This is a genomic window from Shewanella sp. MTB7, from assembly GCF_027571385.1.
In the GTDB taxonomy this organism is placed as follows: domain Bacteria; phylum Pseudomonadota; class Gammaproteobacteria; order Enterobacterales; family Shewanellaceae; genus Shewanella.
This window is the reverse complement of sequence record NZ_CP085636.1, coordinates 512,828-536,593: the sequence shown is the minus strand read 5'-3', so window position 1 is coordinate 536,593 and position 23,766 is coordinate 512,828. Positions and strand designations below refer to the sequence as shown.

Annotated in this window: 14 protein-coding genes, 2 tRNA genes and 3 rRNA genes; 4 read left to right on the top strand and 15 right to left on the bottom strand. The window is 44.8% G+C overall.

What is annotated here, in order from left to right; translation table 11 throughout:
- Positions 1–14: 14 nt before the first annotated feature.
- From HWQ47_RS02380 to glnG, 3 genes are all read left to right on the top strand, one after another.
- Entirely contained in the window at positions 15–566 is a 552-nt protein-coding gene (locus HWQ47_RS02380) for a DUF4124 domain-containing protein (protein ID WP_269969605.1), read from the top strand.
- A gap of 122 nt (positions 567–688) precedes the next feature.
- Positions 689–1,732 (top strand): nitrogen regulation protein NR(II), encoded by a 1,044-nt coding sequence (glnL, locus tag HWQ47_RS02375; RefSeq protein ID WP_269969604.1) that lies wholly within the window; start codon positions 689–691, stop codon positions 1,730–1,732.
- A gap of 50 nt (positions 1,733–1,782) precedes the next feature.
- Complete coding sequence (gene glnG, locus HWQ47_RS02370; RefSeq protein ID WP_269969603.1) at positions 1,783–3,192, top strand: nitrogen regulation protein NR(I); 1,410 nt, start codon at positions 1,783–1,785, stop codon at positions 3,190–3,192.
- A 151-nt stretch (positions 3,193–3,343) separates the two neighbouring features.
- Here the strand turns inward: glnG and rrf are convergent.
- The 7 genes from rrf to HWQ47_RS02335 form a co-directional block, all read right to left on the bottom strand.
- Positions 3,344–3,459 (bottom strand): 5S ribosomal RNA (gene rrf, locus HWQ47_RS02365).
- A gap of 216 nt (positions 3,460–3,675) precedes the next feature.
- Positions 3,676–6,593, bottom strand: a 23S ribosomal RNA gene (locus HWQ47_RS02360).
- 567 nt (positions 6,594–7,160) lie between these two features.
- Positions 7,161–7,236 (bottom strand) — tRNA-Ala (locus HWQ47_RS02355).
- Between the two features lie 135 nt (positions 7,237–7,371).
- Positions 7,372–7,448: transfer RNA gene (locus tag HWQ47_RS02350), tRNA-Ile, on the bottom strand.
- Positions 7,449–7,587: 139 nt separating this feature from the next.
- Positions 7,588–9,141: ribosomal RNA gene (locus tag HWQ47_RS02345) — 16S ribosomal RNA — on the bottom strand.
- Together the 16S, 23S and 5S rRNA genes with 2 tRNA genes alongside form the textbook arrangement of a ribosomal RNA operon.
- Before the next feature lie 777 nt (positions 9,142–9,918).
- On the bottom strand, positions 9,919–12,642 hold the full coding sequence (gene secA, locus HWQ47_RS02340; protein ID WP_269969602.1) for a preprotein translocase subunit SecA: 2,724 nt from the start codon (positions 12,640–12,642) through the stop codon (positions 9,919–9,921).
- Between the two features lie 59 nt (positions 12,643–12,701).
- Positions 12,702–13,601 carry a M23 family metallopeptidase gene (locus tag HWQ47_RS02335; RefSeq protein WP_269969601.1) on the bottom strand — a complete coding sequence of 300 codons (900 nt, stop codon included), beginning with the start codon at positions 13,599–13,601 and terminating at the stop codon, positions 12,702–12,704.
- A gap of 27 nt (positions 13,602–13,628) precedes the next feature.
- Between HWQ47_RS02335 and HWQ47_RS02330 the strand changes: the two genes are divergently transcribed.
- Positions 13,629–14,081, top strand: coding sequence for a DUF721 domain-containing protein (locus HWQ47_RS02330; RefSeq protein ID WP_269969600.1), 453 nt, complete (start codon positions 13,629–13,631; stop codon positions 14,079–14,081).
- A gap of 90 nt (positions 14,082–14,171) precedes the next feature.
- On the opposite strand, the gene lpxC is transcribed toward HWQ47_RS02330, so the two are convergent.
- The 8 genes from lpxC to murD form a co-directional block, all read right to left on the bottom strand.
- Positions 14,172–15,089 (bottom strand): UDP-3-O-acyl-N-acetylglucosamine deacetylase, encoded by a 918-nt coding sequence (lpxC, locus tag HWQ47_RS02325; protein ID WP_269969599.1) that lies wholly within the window; start codon positions 15,087–15,089, stop codon positions 14,172–14,174.
- Positions 15,090–15,263: 174 nt separating this feature from the next.
- Positions 15,264–16,436: a cell division protein FtsZ gene (gene ftsZ / locus HWQ47_RS02320; RefSeq protein WP_269969598.1), complete on the bottom strand. Its 1,173-nt coding sequence runs from the start codon at positions 16,434–16,436 to the stop codon at positions 15,264–15,266.
- Between the two features lie 80 nt (positions 16,437–16,516).
- Entirely contained in the window at positions 16,517–17,752 is a 1,236-nt protein-coding gene (ftsA, locus tag HWQ47_RS02315; RefSeq protein ID WP_269969597.1) for a cell division protein FtsA, read from the bottom strand.
- A gap of 3 nt (positions 17,753–17,755) precedes the next feature.
- On the bottom strand, positions 17,756–18,520 hold the full coding sequence (locus HWQ47_RS02310) for a cell division protein FtsQ/DivIB (protein WP_269969596.1): 765 nt from the start codon (positions 18,518–18,520) through the stop codon (positions 17,756–17,758).
- A 131-nt stretch (positions 18,521–18,651) separates the two neighbouring features.
- Complete coding sequence (murC, locus tag HWQ47_RS02305) at positions 18,652–20,121, bottom strand: UDP-N-acetylmuramate--L-alanine ligase (protein ID WP_269969595.1); 1,470 nt, start codon at positions 20,119–20,121, stop codon at positions 18,652–18,654.
- Between the two features lies 1 nt (position 20,122).
- On the bottom strand, positions 20,123–21,220 hold the full coding sequence (gene murG, locus HWQ47_RS02300) for an undecaprenyldiphospho-muramoylpentapeptide beta-N-acetylglucosaminyltransferase (RefSeq protein WP_269969594.1): 1,098 nt from the start codon (positions 21,218–21,220) through the stop codon (positions 20,123–20,125).
- The gene (gene ftsW, locus HWQ47_RS02295; RefSeq protein WP_269969593.1) at positions 21,220–22,434 is read right to left on the bottom strand and encodes a cell division protein FtsW; all 1,215 of its coding nucleotides are present in this window, start codon (positions 22,432–22,434) and stop codon (positions 21,220–21,222) included. Before ftsW ends, murG begins: the two co-directional genes overlap by 1 nt.
- Entirely contained in the window at positions 22,427–23,758 is a 1,332-nt protein-coding gene (gene murD / locus HWQ47_RS02290) for a UDP-N-acetylmuramoyl-L-alanine--D-glutamate ligase (RefSeq protein ID WP_269969592.1), read from the bottom strand. Before murD ends, ftsW begins: the two co-directional genes overlap by 8 nt.
- Positions 23,759–23,766: the final 8 nt, after the last annotated feature.

Here is a 23,766-nt window from a genome sequence, read left to right as displayed (position 1 = left end):
ACATAGGAAAACAGATGCGCTTAACTTTAATGATTCTCCTTATCGCAGTGAGCCTTATATCCCATGCCACCGTTTATAAATGGATCGATAAGGACGGAATAGTTCACTACTCTGATGAGCCTGTAAATAATTCAGAAGTTGTCCAATTCAAAAGTAATACTCAAAATCTGGTAACGCCTTTGCCTTCTCAAACTATGCCTATCACTAATGATAACCAAGATGAGATAACTCCATCTACACAGTACACCATCGGTATACGAACTCCTCGAGAAGAGGAGACGATAAGAGACAATAATGGGGATATCACTATTATGGCGAATATCTCACCGGACCTGAGATCCGGAGATGTACTGGTTATCCTAATGGATGACAGAGTAATGGGAACCGCTCAAACCACACCCATTTTTCATCTTAAAAATATTCCCCGTGGCGAACATGTCTTTGTCGTAAAGGTGGTAGCTCAAAACGGCAAACAACTTGCATCATCACTCCCGAGAAAGATCTATCTTCATAGAGCCATAGTGAACAGCAGCATGAAACCAACACCGTTTGGCAAGGGAAGTTAGCTAACTCACTAAAATACATGCGGTTACATTGTCAGTTCACGCAAAATGACTCAATAAAAGATAGTTGCAGCTCGCACCAACTTGGTGCACCATAGTAGTGCAATGAGTCTAAAGGAATACTGATGGATACTAAACACCTACTCGATAATCTAGTCACTGCAGTAATGGTTATAGATGCAGATCTCAAACTCTGCTATGCAAATGCAGCGGCTGAACAACTACTGGGAGTGGGAAGTCATCGCTTAACTGAACATTTCCTTGCTGATAGTTTCCAGATCCTTGGTGTTAGTACAGATCTACTATCTAATTCAATTAAAGATAATCAAGGATTAACCGTTAACACAGCCTCATTAGTCACTCTAGATAATCAGCATCATACTGTAGACGTGACACTATCACCTTTAGAACAAGAGCAAGGATTAGCCCTACTAGAGTTACGTCAGGTGGATCAACAACTGCGTATCCACCAACAACTGACATTAGATGCACAACAACAAGCAGCACAATATTTAGTACGAAATCTGGCACATGAAATCAAGAACCCATTGGGTGGTCTTCGTGGAGCCGCACAGTTATTATCAAGAGAACTGCACGATCCACAGCTTAATGAATTTACCGATTTAATCATTGAGCAAGCAGATAGACTAAGAAATTTAGTTGACCGTTTACTTGGCCCACAAAAGCCTACCAAACATAGTCTACACAATATTCATGAGGTTATTCAAAAAGTACTAAAGCTGGTCACCATGGCTATACCCTCGAATATTATCTTAGAGCAAGATTATGACCCTTCTATTCCTGACATTCAGATGGATCCAGAACAGTTGCAACAAACCGTACTAAATATCCTCCAAAATGCCATACAGGCGTTGGATGTTCAGGGAGGTAATATATTACTCAAAACCCGAACACAGCACCAAGTGACGATAGGGACCCAAAGGCACAAAATTGTCATAGCACTATCTATTATTGACGATGGCCCAGGTGTAAAACCAGAACTCCTCGATACACTTTTTTATCCCATGGTAACCGGTAGAGATAATGGTTCAGGGCTTGGCTTATCTATTGCACACAACTTTGCCAGATTGCATGGTGGAAGAATTGATTGCCAGTCTAGTTCAGCGGGAACTGATTTCACCATCTTGCTTCCCATTGAAAATAGATAACAGATGAACAACTTTAAAATCAGCGTAATAAAGCGAGAGGGAATAAGAGTATGAAAGAACAAGTATGGGTACTCGATGATGATAGCTCTATTCGCTGGGTCGTTGAACGAGCACTAAAAGGCGCAAACATTAGCAGTGCAAGTTTTGCTGCAGCCGAATCATTATGGGATGCGCTAGAGCTCAGTCAACCTAAAGTGATTATTTCAGACATCAGAATGCCGGGCACCGATGGATTAAGTTTACTTGAACGCATCAAAGTTCACTATCCGCAAATCCCAGTCATCATAATGACAGCCCATTCAGATCTAGATAGCGCCGTCAGCGCATATCAAGCAGGGGCTTTTGAGTACTTACCCAAGCCATTTGATATCGATGAGGCTATCACCCTAGTTGAAAGAGCACTCACCCACTCTAGCGAGCAGACCATTAAGCAACCTGAAGAGATCAGTGTTAAGGCACCAGAGATCATTGGTGAAGCACCAGCTATGCAGGAAGTGTTTAGGGCCATAGGACGGCTGTCGCGCTCCTCTATCAGTGTCTTAATCAACGGTCAATCAGGAACAGGCAAAGAGCTTGTCGCCAGTGCCCTACATAAACACAGTCCTCGTAAAGATAAACCCTTTATTGCCATAAATATGGCTGCGATCCCTAAAGATCTGATTGAATCAGAGTTATTTGGTCATGAAAAAGGTGCTTTTACTGGCGCAGCTGCAGTAAGACAAGGTCGATTCGAGCAAGCAAATGGTGGCACGCTATTCTTAGATGAAATTGGCGATATGCCACTCGATGTTCAGACTCGTTTATTACGTGTCTTAGCAGACGGACAGTTCTATCGAGTCGGTGGCCATTCTCCCGTCAAAGTGGATGTGAGGATAATAGCGGCCACCCATCAGGATCTAGAACAGCTGGTCCAAAAGGGAGGCTTCAGAGAAGATCTCTACCATAGACTGAACGTGATACGCGTCCACTTGCCACCTCTTTCACAGCGTAGGGAAGATATTCCACAGCTAGCACGTCATTTTCTCAGTTCAGCAGCAAAAGAGATCTCAGTCGAAGCCAAGGTACTCACCAAAGAAACTGCAGAAAAATTATCTCAGCTCCCTTGGCCTGGGAATGTAAGACAACTTGAAAATACCTGTAGATGGTTAATGGTCATGGCCTCAGGCCAAGAGATCCTCCCCCAAGACCTACCACCAGAGCTACTCAAGGATCAGGCAAAAAACAGACAAACTCAAACAGGGTCAGGCACGGATTGGGAAGAGTCACTAAAAATCTGGATAAACGACCGACTTCAAGAGGGCGAAAGCAACCTCCTTACAGAAGTTCAACCAGCATTTGAACGTATATTGCTAGAAACAGCTTTAGCCCATACCAACGGGCATAAGCAAGAAGCAGCTAAACGACTCGGATGGGGGAGAAACACTTTAACCAGAAAGCTCAAAGAGCTTTCTATGGATTAAGACATTAAATTAAAAATGAAGCCTACTCTAATGAGTAGGTTTTTTGCGGGCAGACACAGGAAATGCTGCGGTGCATTTCTAAATGACAGACGTAAAAAAGCCCGCTACATCGTAGCGGGCTTAAATACTACTCTTTACGAGTAAAATAGGCGCCTGGAAATGACCTACTCTCACATGGGGAGACCCCACACTACCATCGGCGCGATTGCGTTTCACTTCTGAGTTCGGGATGGGATCAGGTGGGGCCACAATGCTATGGTTTCCAGACAAATTTGCTATTACTTTCAGCGTTTAAAAAGCTAAAGGTAAATAATTTCGAAAGCTGTTATCTCACATTCGCAAGATAATTCTAAATAATTGGGTTTTAGTACACGGAGGTACTGTATGTCATAAATGCAGAAGCATTTTATGACCAACTTAAATCAAGTTCGTATTCTTTTGTCGCTAAGTATCACCTAGCTACATAAAACCCATCTGGGTTGTATGGTTAAGCCTTACGAGTCATTAGTACAAGTTAGCTCAACGCCTCACAACGCTTACACACCTTGCCTATCAACGTCCTAGTCTCGAACGGCTCTTTAAAGAGATTTAATCTCTAGGGATGACTCATCTTAGGACTCGCTTCCCGCTTAGATGCTTTCAGCGGTTATCGATTCCGAACGTAGCTACCGGGCAATGCTATTGGCATAACAACCCGAACACCAGCGGTTCGTCCACTCCGGTCCTCTCGTACTAGGAGCAGCTTCCTTCAATCATCCAACGCCCACGGCAGATAGGGACCGAACTGTCTCACGACGTTCTGAACCCAGCTCGCGTACCACTTTAAATGGCGAACAGCCATACCCTTGGGACCGACTTCAGCCCCAGGATGTGATGAGCCGACATCGAGGTGCCAAACACCGCCGTCGATATGAACTCTTGGGCGGTATCAGCCTGTTATCCCCGGCGTACCTTTTATCCGTTGAGCGATGGCCCTTCCATTCAGAACCACCGGATCACTATGACCTACTTTCGTACCTGCTCGACGTGTATGTCTCGCAGTTAAGCTGGCTTATGCCATTGCACTAACCGTACGATGTCCGACCGTACTTAGCCAACCTTCGTGCTCCTCCGTTACTCTTTGGGAGGAGACCGCCCCAGTCAAACTACCCACCAGACACTGTCCTCAACCCCGATTCAGGGGCCTAAGTTAGAACATCAAAACTACAAGGGTGGTATTTCAAGATTGCCTCCACAAAGACTAGCGTCTCTGCTTCAAAGGCTCCCACCTATCCTACACATGTAGGTTCAATGTTCAGTGCCAAGCTATAGTAAAGGTGCACGGGGTCTTTCCGTCTAGCCGCGGGTATACGGCATCTTCACCGCAATTTCAACTTCACTGAGTCTCGGCTGGAGACAGCGTGGCCATCATTACGCCATTCGTGCAGGTCGGAACTTACCCGACAAGGAATTTCGCTACCTTAGGACCGTTATAGTTACGGCCGCCGTTTACCGGGGCTTCGATCATGAGCTTCTCCGAAGATAACCCAATCAATTAACCTTCCGGCACCGGGCAGGCGTCATACCGTATACTTCCTCTTGCGAGTTTGCACAGTACTGTGTTTTTGATAAACAGTTGCAGCCACCTGGTATCTGCGACTCCCGTCAGCTTAGAGAGCAAGTCTCATCACCAACAGGAGCGTACCTTCTCCCGAAGTTACGGTACCATTTTGCCTAGTTCCTTCAGCCGAGTTCTCTCAAGCGCCTTGGTATTCTCTACCCAACCACCTGTGTCGGTTTGGGGTACGATCCCTACTAACCTGAAGCTTAGAAGATTTTCCTGGAAGCATGGCATCAACTACTTCATCACCTTAGTGACTCGTCATCAGCTCTCAGCATTGCAACTTAATGCGTATTCCCGGATTTGCCTAAGAATACTGCCTACCACCTTAAACGCGGACTACCAACGCCGCGCTAGCCTAGCCTTCTCCGTCTCTCCATCGCAGTTAGTAGAGGTATGGGAATATTAACCCATTTCCCATCGACTACGCCTTTCGGCCTCGCCTTAGGGGTCGACTCACCCTGCCCTGATTAACATTGGACAGGAACCCTTGGTCTTTCGGCGAGGGAGTTTTTCACTCCCTTTATCGTTACTCATGTCAGCATTCGCACTTCTGATACCTCCAGCGTGGGTTACCCCTTCACCTTCAACGGCTTACAGAACGCTCCTCTACCGCGTACACAATAAAGTGCACACCCGTAGCTTCGGTGTATTGCTTAGCCCCGTTAAATCTTCCGCGCAGGCCGACTCGACTAGTGAGCTATTACGCTTTCTTTAAATGATGGCTGCTTCTAAGCCAACATCCTAGCTGTCTAAGCCTTCCCACATCGTTTCCCACTTAGCAATAACTTTGGGACCTTAGCTGACGGTCTGGGTTGTTTCCCTTTTCACGACGGACGTTAGCACCCGCCGTGTGTCTCCCGAGTAGTACTCATTGGTATTCGGAGTTTGCAAAGGGTTGGTAAGTCGGGATGACCCCCTAGCCTTAACAGTGCTCTACCCCAATGGTATTCGCTCGAGGCGCTACCTAAATAGCTTTCGAGGAGAACCAGATATCTCCCGGTTTGATTGGCCTTTCACCCCCATCCACAAGTCATCCGCTCATTTTTCAACATAAGTCGGTTCGGTCCTCCAATTGATGTTACTCAATCTTCAACCTGCCCATGGATAGATCACCGGGTTTCGGGTCTACACCTTGCAACTAAACGCGCAGTTAACACTCGGTTTCCCTACGGCTCCGCTATTCGCTTAACCTCGCTACAAAATGTAAGTCGCTGACCCATTATACAAAAGGTACGCAGTCACGGCCTCTCGCTCTCGAAAGAGCTGAACCGCTCCCACTGCTTGTACGTATACGGTTTCAGGTTCTATTTCACTCCCCTCACAGGGGTTCTTTTCGCCTTTCCCTCACGGTACTGGTTCACTATCGGTCAGTCAGGAGTATTTAGCCTTGGAGGATGGTCCCCCCATGTTCAGACAAGATGTCACGTGTCCCGTCCTACTCGTTTTCACGTAAAGTTAGTTTTCATGTACGGGGCTATCACCCTGTGCCGCTGTGCTTTCCAACACATTCCACTAACACCCTCTACGCTTAAGGGCTAATCCCCGTTCGCTCGCCGCTACTAGGGAATCTCGGTTGATTTCTTTTCCTCCGGGTACTTAGATGTTTCAGTTCCCCGGGTTTGCCTCACATACCTATGTATTCAGTATGTGATACTAGCTTATGCTAGTGGGTTTCCCCATTCGGACATCGTTAGCTCAAATGCTTGTTACTAGCTCGCCAACGCTTATCGCAAGTTACTACGTCCTTCATCGCCTCTGACTGCCAAGGCATCCACCGTATACGCTTAGTCACTTAACCATACAACCCACATAGGTTTTTCTCGCTTGCGATTTGCTATTTTGTCTGTATTGCAAGCTTCGTTCGTCAGTCATGTAGCACGCTACACTCCTTCCTCTCTCAACTTACGGCTTAGACAAAAACGCAACTTGCTGCGCTGATATTATCTATCGTTCAAACGGGTAAGTTTGAACGAGATGTATCGCAACTAATGGTGTTTACTTTCGCCAAAAGAATACTCTTGAACCATCGTTAAGATGATTCGGCACTTGATTTAAGTGTTTGAGAACTCAATTATTTATTTTTCGCGCTAATGCTATTAACAATAAATCACTTACAAATAAGATATTTACTGTCCCTTTCACATTAACACTATCAGCTTTCCAAATTTTTAAAGAGCGGGCTTAAAAAAGCCAAAGATAAATTTTTCATTTATCTTTGGCGTCTCTATATCCATGTGCATGCCTTACTTCTTGCTGGAAAAGTAAGTCTACTTAAATAATCAAAAAACCTTTTTTTATTATTTAGCTAAGTAAATGGTTCATATACGAGAGTGTAGTGAACCAAAGTTCAAAACAATCAAGTAAATGGTGGAGCTATGCGGGATCGAACCGCAGACCTCCTGCGTGCAAGGCAGGCGCTCTCCCAGCTGAGCTATAGCCCCATTTACATGCAGTCAAACAAAATATATACGTTTACTTATTTCTAAGTCATTACCAAATCAATTGATACAAGGCTTGTAGTGAGGACGTTTAGCTAGCTAAACGACGAACTACATAACGCAGTAACACAAAGATTTTGGTGGGTCAGAGTGGACTTGAACCACCGACCTCACCCTTATCAGGGGTGCGCTCTAACCAGCTGAGCTACAGACCCATTTATACTTGCAGCCTTATTTATCGCTTATCGCTTTAAACAAGAGTACGTCGTCTAAACAGACACGTATATTTTTGCTCTTTCTTTCTATCAAGTAATCTGTGTGAACACTCAACAAGCATTGAGTTAGTCGTATAGGTAAGGAGGTGATCCAGCCCCAGGTTCCCCTAGGGCTACCTTGTTACGACTTCACCCCAGTCATGAACCACACCGTGGTAAACGCCCTCCCCGAAGGGTTAAGCTATCTACTTCTGGTGCAGCCCACTCCCATGGTGTGACGGGCGGTGTGTACAAGGCCCGGGAACGTATTCACCGTAGCATTCTGATCTACGATTACTAGCGATTCCGACTTCACGGAGTCGAGTTGCAGACTCCGATCCGGACTACGACCGGCTTTGTGGGATTAGCTTGACCTCGCGGCGTTGCGACCCTCTGTACCGACCATTGTAGCACGTGTGTAGCCCTACTCGTAAGGGCCATGATGACTTGACGTCGTCCCCACCTTCCTCCGGTTTATCACCGGCAGTCTCCCTAAAGTTCCCGACATAACTCGCTGGCAAATAAGGATAAGGGTTGCGCTCGTTGCGGGACTTAACCCAACATTTCACAACACGAGCTGACGACAGCCATGCAGCACCTGTCTCTCAGTTCCCGAAGGCACAAGTCCATCTCTGGTCTCTTCTGAGGATGTCAAGAGTAGGTAAGGTTCTTCGCGTTGCATCGAATTAAACCACATGCTCCACCGCTTGTGCGGGCCCCCGTCAATTCATTTGAGTTTTAACCTTGCGGCCGTACTCCCCAGGCGGTCTACTTAATGCGTTAGCTTGGGAGCCCAGTAACTAAGTTACCAAACTCCGAGTAGACATCGTTTACGGCGTGGACTACCAGGGTATCTAATCCTGTTTGCTCCCCACGCTTTCGTACATGAGCGTCAGTCTTTGTCCAGGGGGCCGCCTTCGCCACCGGTATTCCTTCAGATCTCTACGCATTTCACCGCTACACCTGAAATTCTACCCCCCTCTACAAGACTCTAGTCTGTCAGTTCCAAATGCAATTCCCAGGTTGAGCCCGGGCTTTCACATCTGGCTTAACAGACCGCCTGCGTACGCTTTACGCCCAGTAATTCCGATTAACGCTTGCACCCCTCGTATTACCGCGGCTGCTGGCACGAAGTTAGCCGGTGCTTCTTCTGCGAGTAACGTCACAGCTGTCGTTTATTAAACGACAACCTTTCCTCCTCGCTGAAAGTGCTTTACAACCCGAAGGCCTTCTTCACACACGCGGCATGGCTGCATCAGGCTTTCGCCCATTGTGCAATATTCCCCACTGCTGCCTCCCGTAGGAGTCTGGACCGTGTCTCAGTTCCAGTGTGGCTGATCATCCTCTCAGACCAGCTAGGGATCGTCGCCTAGGTGAGCCATTACCTCACCTACTAGCTAATCCCACCTAGACTCATCTAATCGCGAAAGGCGCTCTCGAAAGTGCGTCCCCTCCTTTCCCCCGTAGGGCGTATGCGGTATTAGCAGTCGTTTCCAACTGTTATCCCCCACGACTAGGCAGATATCTAGGCATTACTCACCCGTCCGCCGCTCGACAGCAAAAGTAGCAAGCTACTTTCCTGTTTCCGCTCGACTTGCATGTGTTAGGCCTGCCGCCAGCGTTCAATCTGAGCCATGATCAAACTCTTCAATTAAAGTTTTTTGCGTCATCCACCTTAACAAGTAAGGCTAAATCAGCGGCTCAACGAATTATACTGTTTTTCACAAACCCGAAGATTCATGAAGTTCACATATTATTGCTCCGTAACCTCATTTTCTCGAAAGAAGTGAAGCCCGTTGCTATGGTCACTCAGTGGTTCATTGAGTAAATTTTTGATTGCCTCAAAAGAGACAATTTCGAATAACTCAACACCTGTGAGTGCCCACACAGATTACTTGATAAATTGTTAAAGAGCGTTGCACTTACTAGTGCAGCCGTGACGCTAGGTCGTTGGCTTGAGGAGGCGTATTCTACACTCTCCGTGGTTGGCGTCAAGCGCTTATTTTAAGAAGTTTTTCAAGCGATGCATTCTTATACAGAAGAGTTACACTCTCATATGTAAGGCACATCTACGAACCACTTAAATCGCTTTCAACCCGATGAATCATCATTAGATATTTCATCGTACTCTCACATTACATTAGGCTATAAGCCTGCTGCGTTGTGTCAGTGGTTGCGCATTATAGGCAGTTTCTGGTTGAGCACAAGTCCTTTATTCATAAAGGACGATCTTTTTACAATCTTTATATATAGCCACAAGCTACACACTATTTACCCCCAAACTTATCCACAATTATGCCTGCAATAGCCAAATTTTAAACTTGGTCTCATAGAAAATCAGAATACGTATCTCAGCATCGGTAAAGCCTAAGATCAAAAAAGCCACCTAATATGTAGGTGGCTTTCATTATTGCGGTGAAGATTCACTTATTTAGGTTAGTTTACCGTGACACTGCTTATACTTACGGCCTGAGCCACAAGGACAAGGATCATTACGTCCAACCTTTTCACCTTCGCGCACTTTTGGTGTGTGTCCAGCTAAAGTTCCAACTTCTTCAGCACCAACTAATGCTTCTGCAGCTGCATGTTGGTAATCGCGCTGGATCTTAGCATCCTCTTGACGACGATGCTCTTCCATCTCTTCAACATCAGATTGAGCTTGGACTTGTACCTTAGAGAGTACACTAATAACATCATGTTTTAATGATTCCAGCATCTGCTGAAATAACTCAAACGATTCACGCTTATACTCTTGCTTAGGATTTTTTTGTGCATAACCTCGCAGATGAATACCTTGGCGAAGGTGATCCATTGCAGATAAATGCTCTTTCCATAAACCATCTAAAGTTTGCAGCATTACCGCTTTTTCAAACTGACGTAATACAGGCTCGCCTACCACCTCTTCTTTAGCTTGATAAGATTTGACCCAAGTATCAACAATGCGTTCGCGCAACGTTTCCTCGTGAAGATCATCCTCGGTGTCTAACCACTCCTGTATTGGCATTTTCATCCCATACTCTTGCGTTAAACGTGTTTCTAGACCTGGAACATCCCAAAGTTCTTCAACCGATTGCTGAGGAATATACTGATCAATTAAACTATTGACGACATCGGCTTGTATATTAACGATGGTGTCTTGAATACTTTCAGCATCCATCAACTCATTACGCTGTGCATAAACCACTTGGCGCTGATCATTGGCGACATCATCAAATTCGAGAAGTTGCTTACGAATATCGAAGTTACGCGCCTCGACTTTACGCTGCGCATTTTCGATAGCACGTGATACCCACGGGTGTTCTATCGCTTCACCTTGCTCCATACCTAACTTCTTCATCATTGAAGAGACACGCTCGGAAGCAAAGATACGCATTAAGCTATCTTCCATGGAAAGATAAAAACGTGATGAACCCGCATCACCTTGACGACCTGAACGACCACGAAGCTGATTATCGATACGACGAGACTCATGCCGCTCTGTACCTAGAATATGTAAACCGCCGGCAGCCACAACTTCATCATGTCTTACTTGCCAATCGGCTTTAATCTTTGACTTCTGTTCGGCTGTGGGGTTATCGAGAGCTTCGATTTCCATGTTCCAATTACCACCAAGCACGATATCGGTACCACGACCTGCCATGTTAGTCGCAATGGTTACGGCACCAAGTCGGCCAGCTTGGGCGACAATATCAGCTTCACGTTCATGAAACTTGGCATTCAAGACTTCGTGTGGGATCTTCTCTTTTTGCATTAAACCAGCAAGTAGTTCCGATTGTTCGATTGAGACCGTTCCCACCAGCACAGGTTGACCACGTTCACGACAACTTCGAATATCTTCGATAATTGCAGCATATTTCTCGTCTGGTGTTAGGAACACAAGATCCGCATGATCTTTACGAACCATAGGTCTGTTTGTCGGAATAACAACAGTATCTAAACCATAGATGTGTTGGAACTCAAATGCTTCGGTATCAGCAGTACCTGTCATACCCGCTAATTTTTCATATTGGCGGAAGAAGTTCTGAAAGGTAATCGAGGCTAACGTCTGGTTTTCATTTTGAATATGAACCCCTTCTTTAGCTTCTACAGCTTGATGAAGACCTTCAGACCAACGACGACCAGGCATAGTTCGACCTGTGTGCTCATCGACAATAACCACTTCATTGTCTTGTACTATATAGTCGACATCTTTTTCGAATAAAGTATGAGCACGTAAAGCCGCATTCACATGATGCAATAAAGAAATATTAGCAGCAGAGTAGAGTGAATCACCTTCAGCCAACATTCCGCGTTCAGTCAAAAGAACTTCAACTTTCTCCTGACCACGTTCGGTCATATGAACTTGTTTGGCTTTTTCGTCAATAGAGTAATCTCCCTCGCCGATCACTTCTTCCGTATCCTCTTTATCTTGACGAATAAGGTGCGGAATAAGTGTATTTATTTTGGTATAGAGCTCTGAACTATCTTCTGCGGCACCAGAGATAATCAAAGGTGTTCTGGCTTCGTCGATTAAGATCGAGTCAACTTCATCGATTAGGGCATAGTGCAGTGGGCGTTGAACACGTTCTGCTGGCGAGAAAGCCATATTGTCACGGAGATAATCGAAACCAAACTCGTTGTTGGTTCCGTATGTAATGTCGGAGTTATACGCGTCTTTTTTCTCTTGCTGCCCAAGACCTGCGACGTTGATACCAACTGAGAGTCCTAAAAACTCAAACAGTGGACGGTTATTTTCGGCATCACGACGTGCTAAGTAATCATTAACTGTAATGACGTGAACACCTTTACCAGTCAAACCGTTTAAATAAGCGGGCAAGGTTGCCGTTAATGTTTTACCTTCACCAGTACGCATCTCTGCAATACGGTTACTATCGAGCACCATGCCACCCAGCATTTGAACGTCAAAATGACGCATATCAAATACGCGTTTAGAAGCTTCACGTACCACGGCAAAAGCTTCCGGCATAACATCGTCAAGCGTCTCACCCTTCTCTAATCGATTACGAAGATCAGATGTCTTAGCCTTTAACTCTTCGTCAGTTAACTTTTCATAATCATCTTCAAGAACATTAATCTTAATGACATTTTTGCCAAGAGATTTAAGTGTACGATCGTTGCGACTACCAAATAATTTTGTCAGTAATTTACCAAACATCTGAACCACTTTTAAGTTGTTGGCTTAGTCCCTGTCGAGTCTGAAAGCCTTATATTATATTAACCTGCCTTGCGGTAGACGTATTTTTGCGGGTCTATTTGTTGTCCACCCCGCAACACTTCATAATGCACATGGGGCCCGGTCGAACGGCCGGTACTACCCATTTTGGCAATATTCTCACCTTTAGCGATGACATCACCTACAGTTACTGACAAAGACTTATTGTGTCCATAGCGAGTACGTAGACCATTGCCATGATCTATCTCTACTAATTCACCATATCCAAACATTTTGCCTGCCCAAGTAATCACACCGCCAGCAGTTGCGACCACATTGGTTCCCTCTGTAGCAGCAAAGTCAATGCCTTTATGCATTGTTCTGCGTCCATTAAAAGGGTCATTGCGTAAACCGTAGGGCGATGATAACCATCCTTTCTCGATGGGTCGCCCTGAAATATAACGTTCTTCATCTATATGGAGATTAGATGAAACAGTTTCAAGTATTGAAAGCTGAACATTATTATTATCTATTCTTGATACTAACTTATCCATATCGGCAATAAGTTGTTCGAGTTCGATATTTGCGCCTAATTCACTCAGGCCACCAACACCAACTGCGGAAGAGAAATCGAATTGATCTTCTAATTGATTATTTTTAGCAACTTGTTGGCCTAAAGCCTCAAGACGAGTCACTTTGGCTTGCATATGAGCAACATGCGTGACGAGCATAGCCAATTGTGACTCAGTTGCACTTTTAAGCCCTATAAGCTCTTGCTTCTGAGCCTCTCGGGCTACACGTTCACTGTCTGCATTAGATTGCTGTTGTTGAACTTGTTTGGCGTTGTGCTGATAAAGCCCTGTACCTGCTGCAATTAACAGTATAGGTAATAAAAGCCAACGTTTGCCGGGCTGCCATCGCGTGGCGCCATTTCGACCTTGAATAAAAACTGTTACACTCATAGCCTAACTAAGCCATTTTATTATCATATGAAAAAGCCCCCACAAGACCTAAGTCAGTTACTTCATCAGCGAGGACAACTGCCTAACATAGCTGAAAAAGCTGAACTATTAATACACTTAGATAATTACGTCAAACAAGTGTTATCTGGTCCAGTCTCGGAACAACTTAAAGTCGCTAATTTCCGGCAGGGTGTTTTAGTTATTGAAACCACAACTGCTGCATGGGCCGCAAGAATAAACTTCCAAAAGACCAAAGTATTACAACAGTTGCAAGCCGAAACGTTACCTATGCTCTCTGCTATCGAAGTTAAAGTCAACCCGAGTCTGTTAATGTACGTAACAAAAGCGAAAGTAAACCATAATCAAATAACTCAAACCGCCGCCTCACATATAGAAGCACTAGCTGAACATACAGAAGGCACTCTTGCGATAAAACTAAAACGGCTAGCTGCATTAGCCAGCCGTCCTAGGCAATCTTAAGAGCAACCTTTCAGTGTCAAGTAATCCTATACCGCATTGACAGAAACAGAAAAACTAACTGACACTACAACTATCCCAACACCCACAATATTAAGCGAAAACCACACCAGCAGGAACAGAGAAACTCACCGGCGCGTCGTCTTTCTCAAAGCTAACTAGCTCCCAAGCATCTTGCTGAGCTAGTAGGGCACGCACTAGCTGATTATTCAGTGCATGACCAGTTTTAAAAGCACAAAACTCACCTACAATTGCATGACCGGCAACATATAGATCACCGAATGCATCTAAGATTTTGTGCTTAACGAACTCATCCTCATAACGCAAGCCATCGGGGTTAAGGACTTTATATTCGTCAAGCACTACCGCATTGTCCATGCTTCCACCTAGGGCTAGATTGTTAGCTCTTAAGTACTCAATATCGCGCATAAAGCCAAATGTTCTTGCTCTACTAATATCACGAACGAATGCTGAAGTTGAAAAATCCATTACCATATGTTGTTGACTACGGGCAATTTCAGGATGGTCAAAGTCGATTGCGAAATCTACTCTAAAACCATTATACGGTCTTAACTCCGCCCATTTATCGCCATCTTCAACACGTACAGTATTTTTGATTCTTAGGTATTTTTTAGCTGCTGATTGCTCTTGGATCCCGACTGATTGCAACAGGAATACCCACGGACTAGCACTACCATCCATGATAGGGATTTCTGCTGCATCAACTTCGATTAAAGCGTTATCTATGCCTAAACCAGCTAAAGCAGCAAACAGATGCTCAATTGTCGAGATACGTACACCGTCATCATTAACTAAAGCCGTACACATGGTCGTTTCACGGACTTGGTCAGCCTTTGCTGGGATTGACACTGCTGGCTCCAAATCAGTACGCACGAGTACGATCCCAGAATTAACGGGGGCGGGTTTGATGCTCAAAGTTACCTTATCGCCAGAGTGTAATCCGACGCCGGTAGTTTTCACCATTTCTTTAACAGTTCTTTGAAAAATCATCGTGTTACCCATTTCTCTCAACAATAAAAGCCCAAATCCTGAGCAGCAAATCATACGCGCACAGGCGTGGCTGGTCGAATATGCTAACATATCTTTGCAAATTCACCAAAGTTCGCCTACTAATCCTGCTGTCGTTACTCATCAAATCGGCCAATTATTTTACATAAAGCTTATTTAATCAGCTTGTTTACGCAAAAAAGCCGGAATATCTAAGTAATCAGCTTCATTCTTTGGTGCTAAAGTTGGCGTCGACTGTGCAACTGGCACAACATTTCCTGCAGCCATGGACTGATTTAGTACTTCATCGATAGCTTCAACACGTGGTTCAGAAATCACGCTCGGCTCAGGGCGTGAAATGGGCTTAGAAACTAGCTGAATATCAGCCTTCTTCTCAGCACCAATACCCGTTGCAACAACGGTGACTCTTAGTTCATCGCTCATTTCAGGGTCGATGACAGCACCAACAACTACAGTAGCGTTATCTGAAGCGTATGCTTTAACATGGTTACCCACAGTCTCAAACTCTTCAATACTCATATCCATGCCGGCAGTGATGTTAACAAGCACACCACGTGCACCAGCTAGATCAATATCCTCAAGCAATGGACTTGCTACAGCAGCTTCTGCTGCTTCTTCAGCACGATCTTCACCACTAGCAACACCCGTACCCATCATGGCATTACCCATCTCAGACATAACTGTTTTAACATCGGCGAAATCGACGTTGATCAAACCAGGACGAGTAATAAGTTCAGCAATACCCTGCACGGCGCCAAGCAATACGTTGTTTGCTGCAGCAAAAGCATCTAATAATGAAGTACCACGGCCTAAAACCTTAAGCAGTTTTTCATTAGGGATGGTGATCAACGAATCAACATGCTTAGCAAGTTGTTCTATCCCTTGTTCTGCATAGGCCATGCGCTTCTTGCCTTCAAAAGGAAATGGCTTAGTCACAACCGCAACCGTTAAAATCCCCTCCTCTCTTGCTACTTCGGCCACAACAGGGGCTGCACCGGTACCGGTACCTCCGCCCATACCCGCAGCAATAAAGATCATGTCTGATCCTTTAATCGCATTACGAATATTTTCTTTATCTTCTTCAGCGGCTAGACGTCCAATCTCAGGGTTTGCTCCAGCACCTAGACCTTTGGTGATGTCGCGCCCTAATTGAATGGTTGTTCCAGCAGACGACTTTCTTAATGCCTGAGCATCTGTATTGGTTGCAACAAACTCAACACCTTCAATATTGTGTTTAACCATATGTTCGATGGCATTACCACCACCGCCACCAACTCCGATGACCTTAATCACCGCTTCATCAGTATGACTATCCATGATCTCAAACATGGTTTTTTCTCCGTTTTGCCTGCGTTATATGTTCAATATCTAAATTCAAGCGAACTCTATGTTGCTTTAGTTATTAGCTATTAAAACTCACCTTTAAACCAACTTTGAACCCGATTCCAAAGACTGGTAACCCCTTGACGTTCAGGACGCTCGAACTGACGTTCAACAACCCTTCTCGCCCCATAATGCAACAAACCAACTCCTGTGGAGTAGATAGGTTGGTCCACATATTCAAATAACCCTTTCACAGGTAACGGTGATGCAACTCTGACTGGCATACCAAAGGTTGCCTCGGCGATATCAACCGCTCCCTCGATAGAAGATGTACCACCTGTAATAACAATACCGGCGGCAACTTGATCTTCTAATCCTGAATCCCTTAACTCCTGCAGTACTAATTCAAATAACTCTTGGTATCTAGGCTCAACGACTTCTGCAAGCGTATGCCTAGACATGGTCCGCGATGGTCGACCGCCAACTGAAGGCACTTCTATACTATCTTCCCGACTAACCATTGAGCTGCGCGCACTGGCATACTGAACTTTAATTTGCTCTGCATGAGCAAGTGGTGTACGGAAAATTTTTGCAATATCATTAGTCACTTGATTGCCCGCAACAGGCACCACGGCGCAGTGACGTAAGGCTCCATTGGTATACACGGCAAGATCTGTCGTTCCCCCACCAATATCAACTAAGCACACACCTAAATCTTTCTCATCATTAGTTAATACAGAGTCTGCCGATGCGATAGCTGAAAACACCAGATCATCAACTTTCAGCCCACAACGTTCGACACTCTTAGTAATATTTTTTGCCATATCGTTAGCACAAGTCACGATATGAACCTTTGCCTCCATGCGCATCCCCGACATGCCAATTGGACTTTTTATACCGTCCTGCACATCGATTGCATATTCCTGTGGTAGGACATGTAAAATGCGTCGTTCTGTCGGTATTTTTACCGAACGAGCCGTATGTATCACATTATCGACATCGTCTTGAGTAACTTCTTCATCATTAATGGAAACCATGCCATTTTCATTTTGGCAGCTGATATGCTTACCTGAGATTCCCAGATATACAGATGAAACTTGGCAATCGGCCATCAGTTCCGCTTGATCTAATGCTCTCTGTACACTGCGAACAATGGAATCAAGGTCATTCACACCACCTTTATCCATACCTCTGGATTGATGATTACCTAGCCCTATGATACTGATCTCACCATCGGGCAGCACTTCGCCTATGATCACTGCAACCTTAGAGGTTCCAATGTCCAATGCAACGATCAGATTTCTATCTTGATTCTTGGTCATTATTTAATGGCTCTCTTTTTGTGCATTTTTCCAACCTACGGCTAATCCAGTGTCGTAGCGCAAATCAACTGTGGCAACTGGCTTTGATTGCTTGACCAATGTGGGGTAGACGTTAATAAATCTTTGTACCCTTGCCATTTTATCTTCTCGCCCTAATTCAAGCATGATCCCGTTATCTAACGAGGCGTGCCAAGCATGCCGTGGACTCAAACTTAAACGATTTAAATTCAAACCATTTATATCTAATAGTTCACTTAGTTGTCGAAATGTGGTTAACACTCTTTTCGACTGACCTTCTGGCCCAGCTAAAAATGGCAGGGAACTGACACTATCCTCAGTAGGAGCATCGAAAACCTCTCCATGGACATTCAACCAAGCATCACCATTCCAATGCGCAATCGCTTGTTGCTCAACAAGATAGACCTTCAATTTCGCTGGCCACTCTCGTCTTACTGATGCCTGATAAACCCAAGGCAGTTCCTCTAACGCTGCTTGTACCTGATTAACGTCGGCAGAGAAAAAACTTCGTCGCATTAAATCTTGTAGCGCCGCCTGTATCTCTTCATCCGTCGTCTTGTCACGTGTGCCTTTGATCACAACGGCCTCAATGGGCAATGTATCGGCGTCATTAACAACCAGATTTAATTTCAAAGCTGCCATTGATAAACCTAATAGCACAAAGAGCAGAAACATCAGCCCAAAGAACAGATACCAATCAACCTGATCTAACTTCAACTTCCATCTGCGACCAACCTCAGCCCAAGACACAAGCTTTGACTCTTAAATAATCTATTGGCTTCACAGCTATTGCATTCATTATCCACGGAAAACCAGCCATTATATAGACCTTATTCCTAGGATCAAAACCTGATATAACTGCAATGAGGTGCTATTCAAACTTATCCCTTATTTGGTTCATTATTTATCGGTCCAAAACCTAATCTGTTTTCTGCTAACAGCTTAGAGAGTACACCGATATTTCCTGCACCTTGAGTCAGCAAAAGATCTCCCTCTTGTAATACATCCGGTAGCAAAGTGAGTAATTGCTCCTGATCAGCCACAAAGATAGGATCTAACTGACCACGTAATCGAATTGAACGACACAAAGCTCGGCTATCAGCTCCTGGTATCGGTGCTTCTCCAGCTGAGTAAACATCAAGTAACAGCAAACAATCGACTTGAGACAGAACTTCAACAAAGTCTTCGTAGAGATCCCGTGTCCTGCTATAGCGATGTGGTTGATATATCATAACTAAGCGTTTCTCAGGCCAGCCCAACTTTGCTGCATTGATTGTCGCGGCAACTTCACTAGGGTGATGACCATAATCATCAACCAAAACGACTTCGCCTTTCTCTGTATTAAAGCAACCTAATTGCTCAAAACGACGACCTATCCCTTGGAAATCAGCAAGTGCTGGTATAATGGCGCTATCATCAATGTCGTCTTCACTTGCAACAGCAATGGCGGCAAGTGAATTAAGCACGTTATGCTGACCGGGTAAGTTCACCACGATCTCAACATCTTCAAGCCCAGCTCTTCTTAAGGTAAAGCGGCTACGATAGCCCTCTTGTATAAAATTAAGCGCTTGAACGTCAGCATCTTCACTAAAGCCATAGGTGACGATCTTACGACCTACTCTAGGCAGCAATTCCCGCACCACAGGATCGTCGATACACATAACCGCGACCCCATAGAAAGGCAGGTTATGCAGGAAGTCGATAAAGGTAGATTTTAATTTTTCAAAATCCCCTTCATAGGTATCCATGTGATCTGCTTCAATATTGGTCACAACACTAACCATAGGTTGCAGATGCAAGAAGCTAGCATCACTCTCATCGGCCTCGGCTATCAAATAACGACTGTGGCCCAATCTGGCATTCGTTCCGGCACTGTTTAGTAAGCCACCAATGACAAAGGTTGGATCTCGCTCTGCTTGCCCATATACACTGGCAATCAAACTGGTTGTGGTGGTTTTACCATGGGTGCCAGCAACGGCAACACCATGACGATAGCGCATCAACTCTGCTAACATCTCAGCACGCTGCACAATCGGGATCCTTAACGCCTGAGCCTCTAATAGCTCTGGATTATCAGCCTGAATCGCCGTCGATACAACAATCACATCAGCACCGTGTACTTGCTCAGCACAATGTCCAATATGGATTTTTGCCCCTAAAGAGGCCAATCTTTGTGTCACTGCATTTTCAGCAATATCTGAACCGGATAAACGATAACCTTCGTTGACAAGTACTTCGGCAATGCCTCCCATACCAGCACCACCTATCCCGACGAAATAGATGTTCTTAACACGTCTCATCTCAGGGATGATATTTCTTAACTTTGAATACTTTTCTTGATCGTTACTCATTTCACTCTTTTCCCGCTAACCGGATGCAGACATCAGCAACTTTCTGTGTTGCGTCTACAACACCAACACTTTTTGCTCGCAGACCCATCTGATTCAATTCATCTCTATCTGAAGCTAAAAGCTGCAACTTTCCGAGTAGTCTATTTACATCTAAAATGGGCTGAGGCAATAAAAATGCTCCTCCCGCCTGCACTAATACTTGTGCGTTCTTAGTTTGATGGTCATCCACTGCATGTGGATAAGGCACTAATAAACTGGGCAAACCAATCGCGGCTAACTCAGATACGGTTAACGCACCTGAACGGCATAAAACCACGTCAGCCCAGCGATATGCTGATTCCATATCATCGATGAACTCGGCAACACTTACGCTACCCTCCAAACCTAAACGTTGATATTCACTTTTAACGGACTGCTGATTTCCCTTGCCAACTTGATGCCATACTGTGATCAGATGTGTTTTACTCATCTCAGCAGTAACCGTCGGCATTAAATCATTAAAGATTTTGGCGCCTAAGCTGCCACCAACAACTAATACTTTGAGCGCATCAATAGCACCGACTTCTCTGGGTGTTTGACCTAAAGCAATCAACTCTTCCCGAATAGGGTTACCGACCACCTCCGCCTGAATCTGTTCAAAAGTTCCCTCGAAAGCGCACAAAACTTGAGACGCTATACGAGATAATATTTTATTGGTCATCCCAGGAATCGCATTTTGCTCATGTAACACCAGTGGAAGTCGAGACAGTCTCGCTGCCACCCCACCAGGACCACTGGCAAAACCTCCCATCCCTAGCACGACATCTGGTTTAAACTCTTTAATCACTTCACGTGCTTGTACTATCGAACGTAACACCTTAAATGGTGCAGCGAGCTTACGCAGAATTCCGTTGCCCCTAACGCCTTTAATATCGATAAAATCAATATCGAAGCCATGTTGAGGAACCAAACGCGCTTCCATACGCTCTGCAGTGCCTAACCAGCGAACCTTCCAGTCTCTTTTGCTTAGATACTTGGCTACAGCTAATGCGGGGAACACATGTCCTCCCGTACCTCCTGCCATAATCAAAATGCGTTTCTCAGCACTGACACTCGTCATTAACTTGTTTTCCCTTGTACTGCTTGTATAGAACTTAATCGACGCTCATGATCGATTCTAATTAATATCATTGCCGCTGCAGTCATAACCCATAAGCTATTGCCACCATAACTAATAAAAGGGAGTGTTAGCCCTTTAGTAGGTAACATACCGATACTAGCGCCAACATTTACAACGGTTTGAAAGCAAAACCAGATCCCTATGCCATAAGCGAGATATCCTTCAAACGCTTTATCTATTCTCAAACAAGAATTGCCGATTTTAATCGCTCTCAAGGCTACAAATAGCAACACTGAAAGCACGACAATAATGCCAATAAATCCTAACTCTTCACCTATCACCGCAAAAATAAAGTCAGTATGAGCTTCAGGTAAATACTCCAATTTTTGGATACTATTCCCAAGCCCCTGACCAAACCAATCACCACGGCCATAGGCCATCAAAGATTGAGTTAACTGATATCCGCTGCCAAACGGATCTTGCCAAGGGTCCATAAAAGAGGTGACGCGTCGCATACGATAAGGCTCTAGAAGCACGAGTCCAACAAACGCCGTTATGCCTGTTAATATCAGTGCAAAAAAGTCCAGTAACCGAGCACCTGCTAGAAAGAGTAAACCAACGGTGCCCACAAACAGCACGACAACACTCCCCAGATCCGGCTGCATTAACAGTAAAAAGGCATACACTGCAAACACGGCTATCGGCTTATAAAATCCCTTGGCATTCTCTCTTATTTCCTGATGGCGCCTGACAAGGTAACCAGCCATGTAAATCACGAAAGCAAACTTTGCTAACTCAGCAGGCTGAATACGCATAGGCCCGATCATCAACCATCGTGTAGCACCATTTACCGTATGACCAACAAACAGTACTGCAATCAACATAATGCCAACCAATAACAGAAGCACCGGACTAAATTGCTGCCATCTTGACATCGGCATTCCCAGAACTAGAACTGAGATAATCACACAACCAAAAACAAAAATAATATGTCTCACGACAAAGTTATATGGATTACCGGTTAGGCTCTGCGCTTCGGGCATAGATGCAGACATCACCATAACAAAACCGAAACCGATCAAACCGATCACGGCCATCAGTAAAGTTCTGTCATACAACTGCATACCAGGCGCTTCATTCTCTTTAAAAATATTTGGCCAACGCCAGGTAACACTAGATCCAAAAAGATTAAGTTGGCGCTCTTCGCTACGCATCGAACAACTCATCACCCAATGCATTCACCTCGGTTCTAAAATCTTCACCTCTGGCCATAAAATTTTTATACATATCTAAACTTGCACACGCTGGCGACATTAAAACGATATCGCCTGTTTCGGCAAGTTCACGCGCTTTCTTAACCGCTTCAGACATAGAGTTGACACGAATAGCGCCCTCGTACAATGACGCGATTTTATCGCCATCTTTCCCTAAAGTGATAAGATGAGAAAGCCCTTGGAGGGCTTTCTCAAGAGGCAGAAAATCAGCCCCTTTACCATCTCCGCCGGCGATCAAAATAATACCGCCTAGATGATTGTCAAACCCTTCAAGTGCAGCAACTGTCGCCCCAACATTGGTGGCTTTAGAGTCATTAATATAAGACACACCATTATGAACTGCGACCAACTCACATCGATGTGCTAAGCCTGTAAAGGTCATCGCAACTTGGATCATTGATTCTTTATCAACACCTGCGCGATAAGCCAGTGCCATGGCTGCTAGCAAGTTCGAGTGATTATGACTGCCAGCTAATGCAACATCCTGTAAGCTCATGATTTCACTTGCACCATGGACTATTTTCCCCTCACGAATCCCCCACTCATCATCACATGGTATAGATAAACCAAAGCTATTCTGGTTCATCGGATCGTTTGGCTTAGTCTGTTCATCGTCTCGATTAAACAGCGCGTGCTTAGTTTGACAATACAATGACAATTTAGCTTGACGATAAGCTTCAAGATCAGTGTAACGATCCATATGATCTTCACTAATATTCAGACACGTTGCCGAAATACAGTTCAAACTATGTGTGGTCTCTAACTGAAAACTCGATAACTCTAAAATATAGAGATCCTTTGGATCTTTTAATAAATCTAAAGCCGGAATACCTATATTACCGCCAACGGCATAATTAAAACCTGCGGCCATTGCCATTTCACCGACTAAACATGTCACAGTCGATTTACCGTTTGAACCGGTTATTCCTATAACACATGGCTCTCGGCCTTGAAGCTCTCTAGCGAATAACTCTACATCGCCAATGACTTCGATACCCATATCAATGGCGGCACGAATTTCAGGTGTGTCCACAGCAATACCTGGACTAATAATAATTTGGTTTGCTTGCACTAAATAACGACAATCAAAACCACCGGTGAATAACTCTACATCCGGGAACAAACGAGTAAGATCATCCACTCCCGGAGGTTGATGACGACTATCCATCACTAAAGGCGTTATGCCTTGTTCACACAGATAACGCACCACTGAGAGCCCTGTGGCTCCGAGCCCTAAAACCACATGAGACCGCTTATTCTCCATGGGTAACC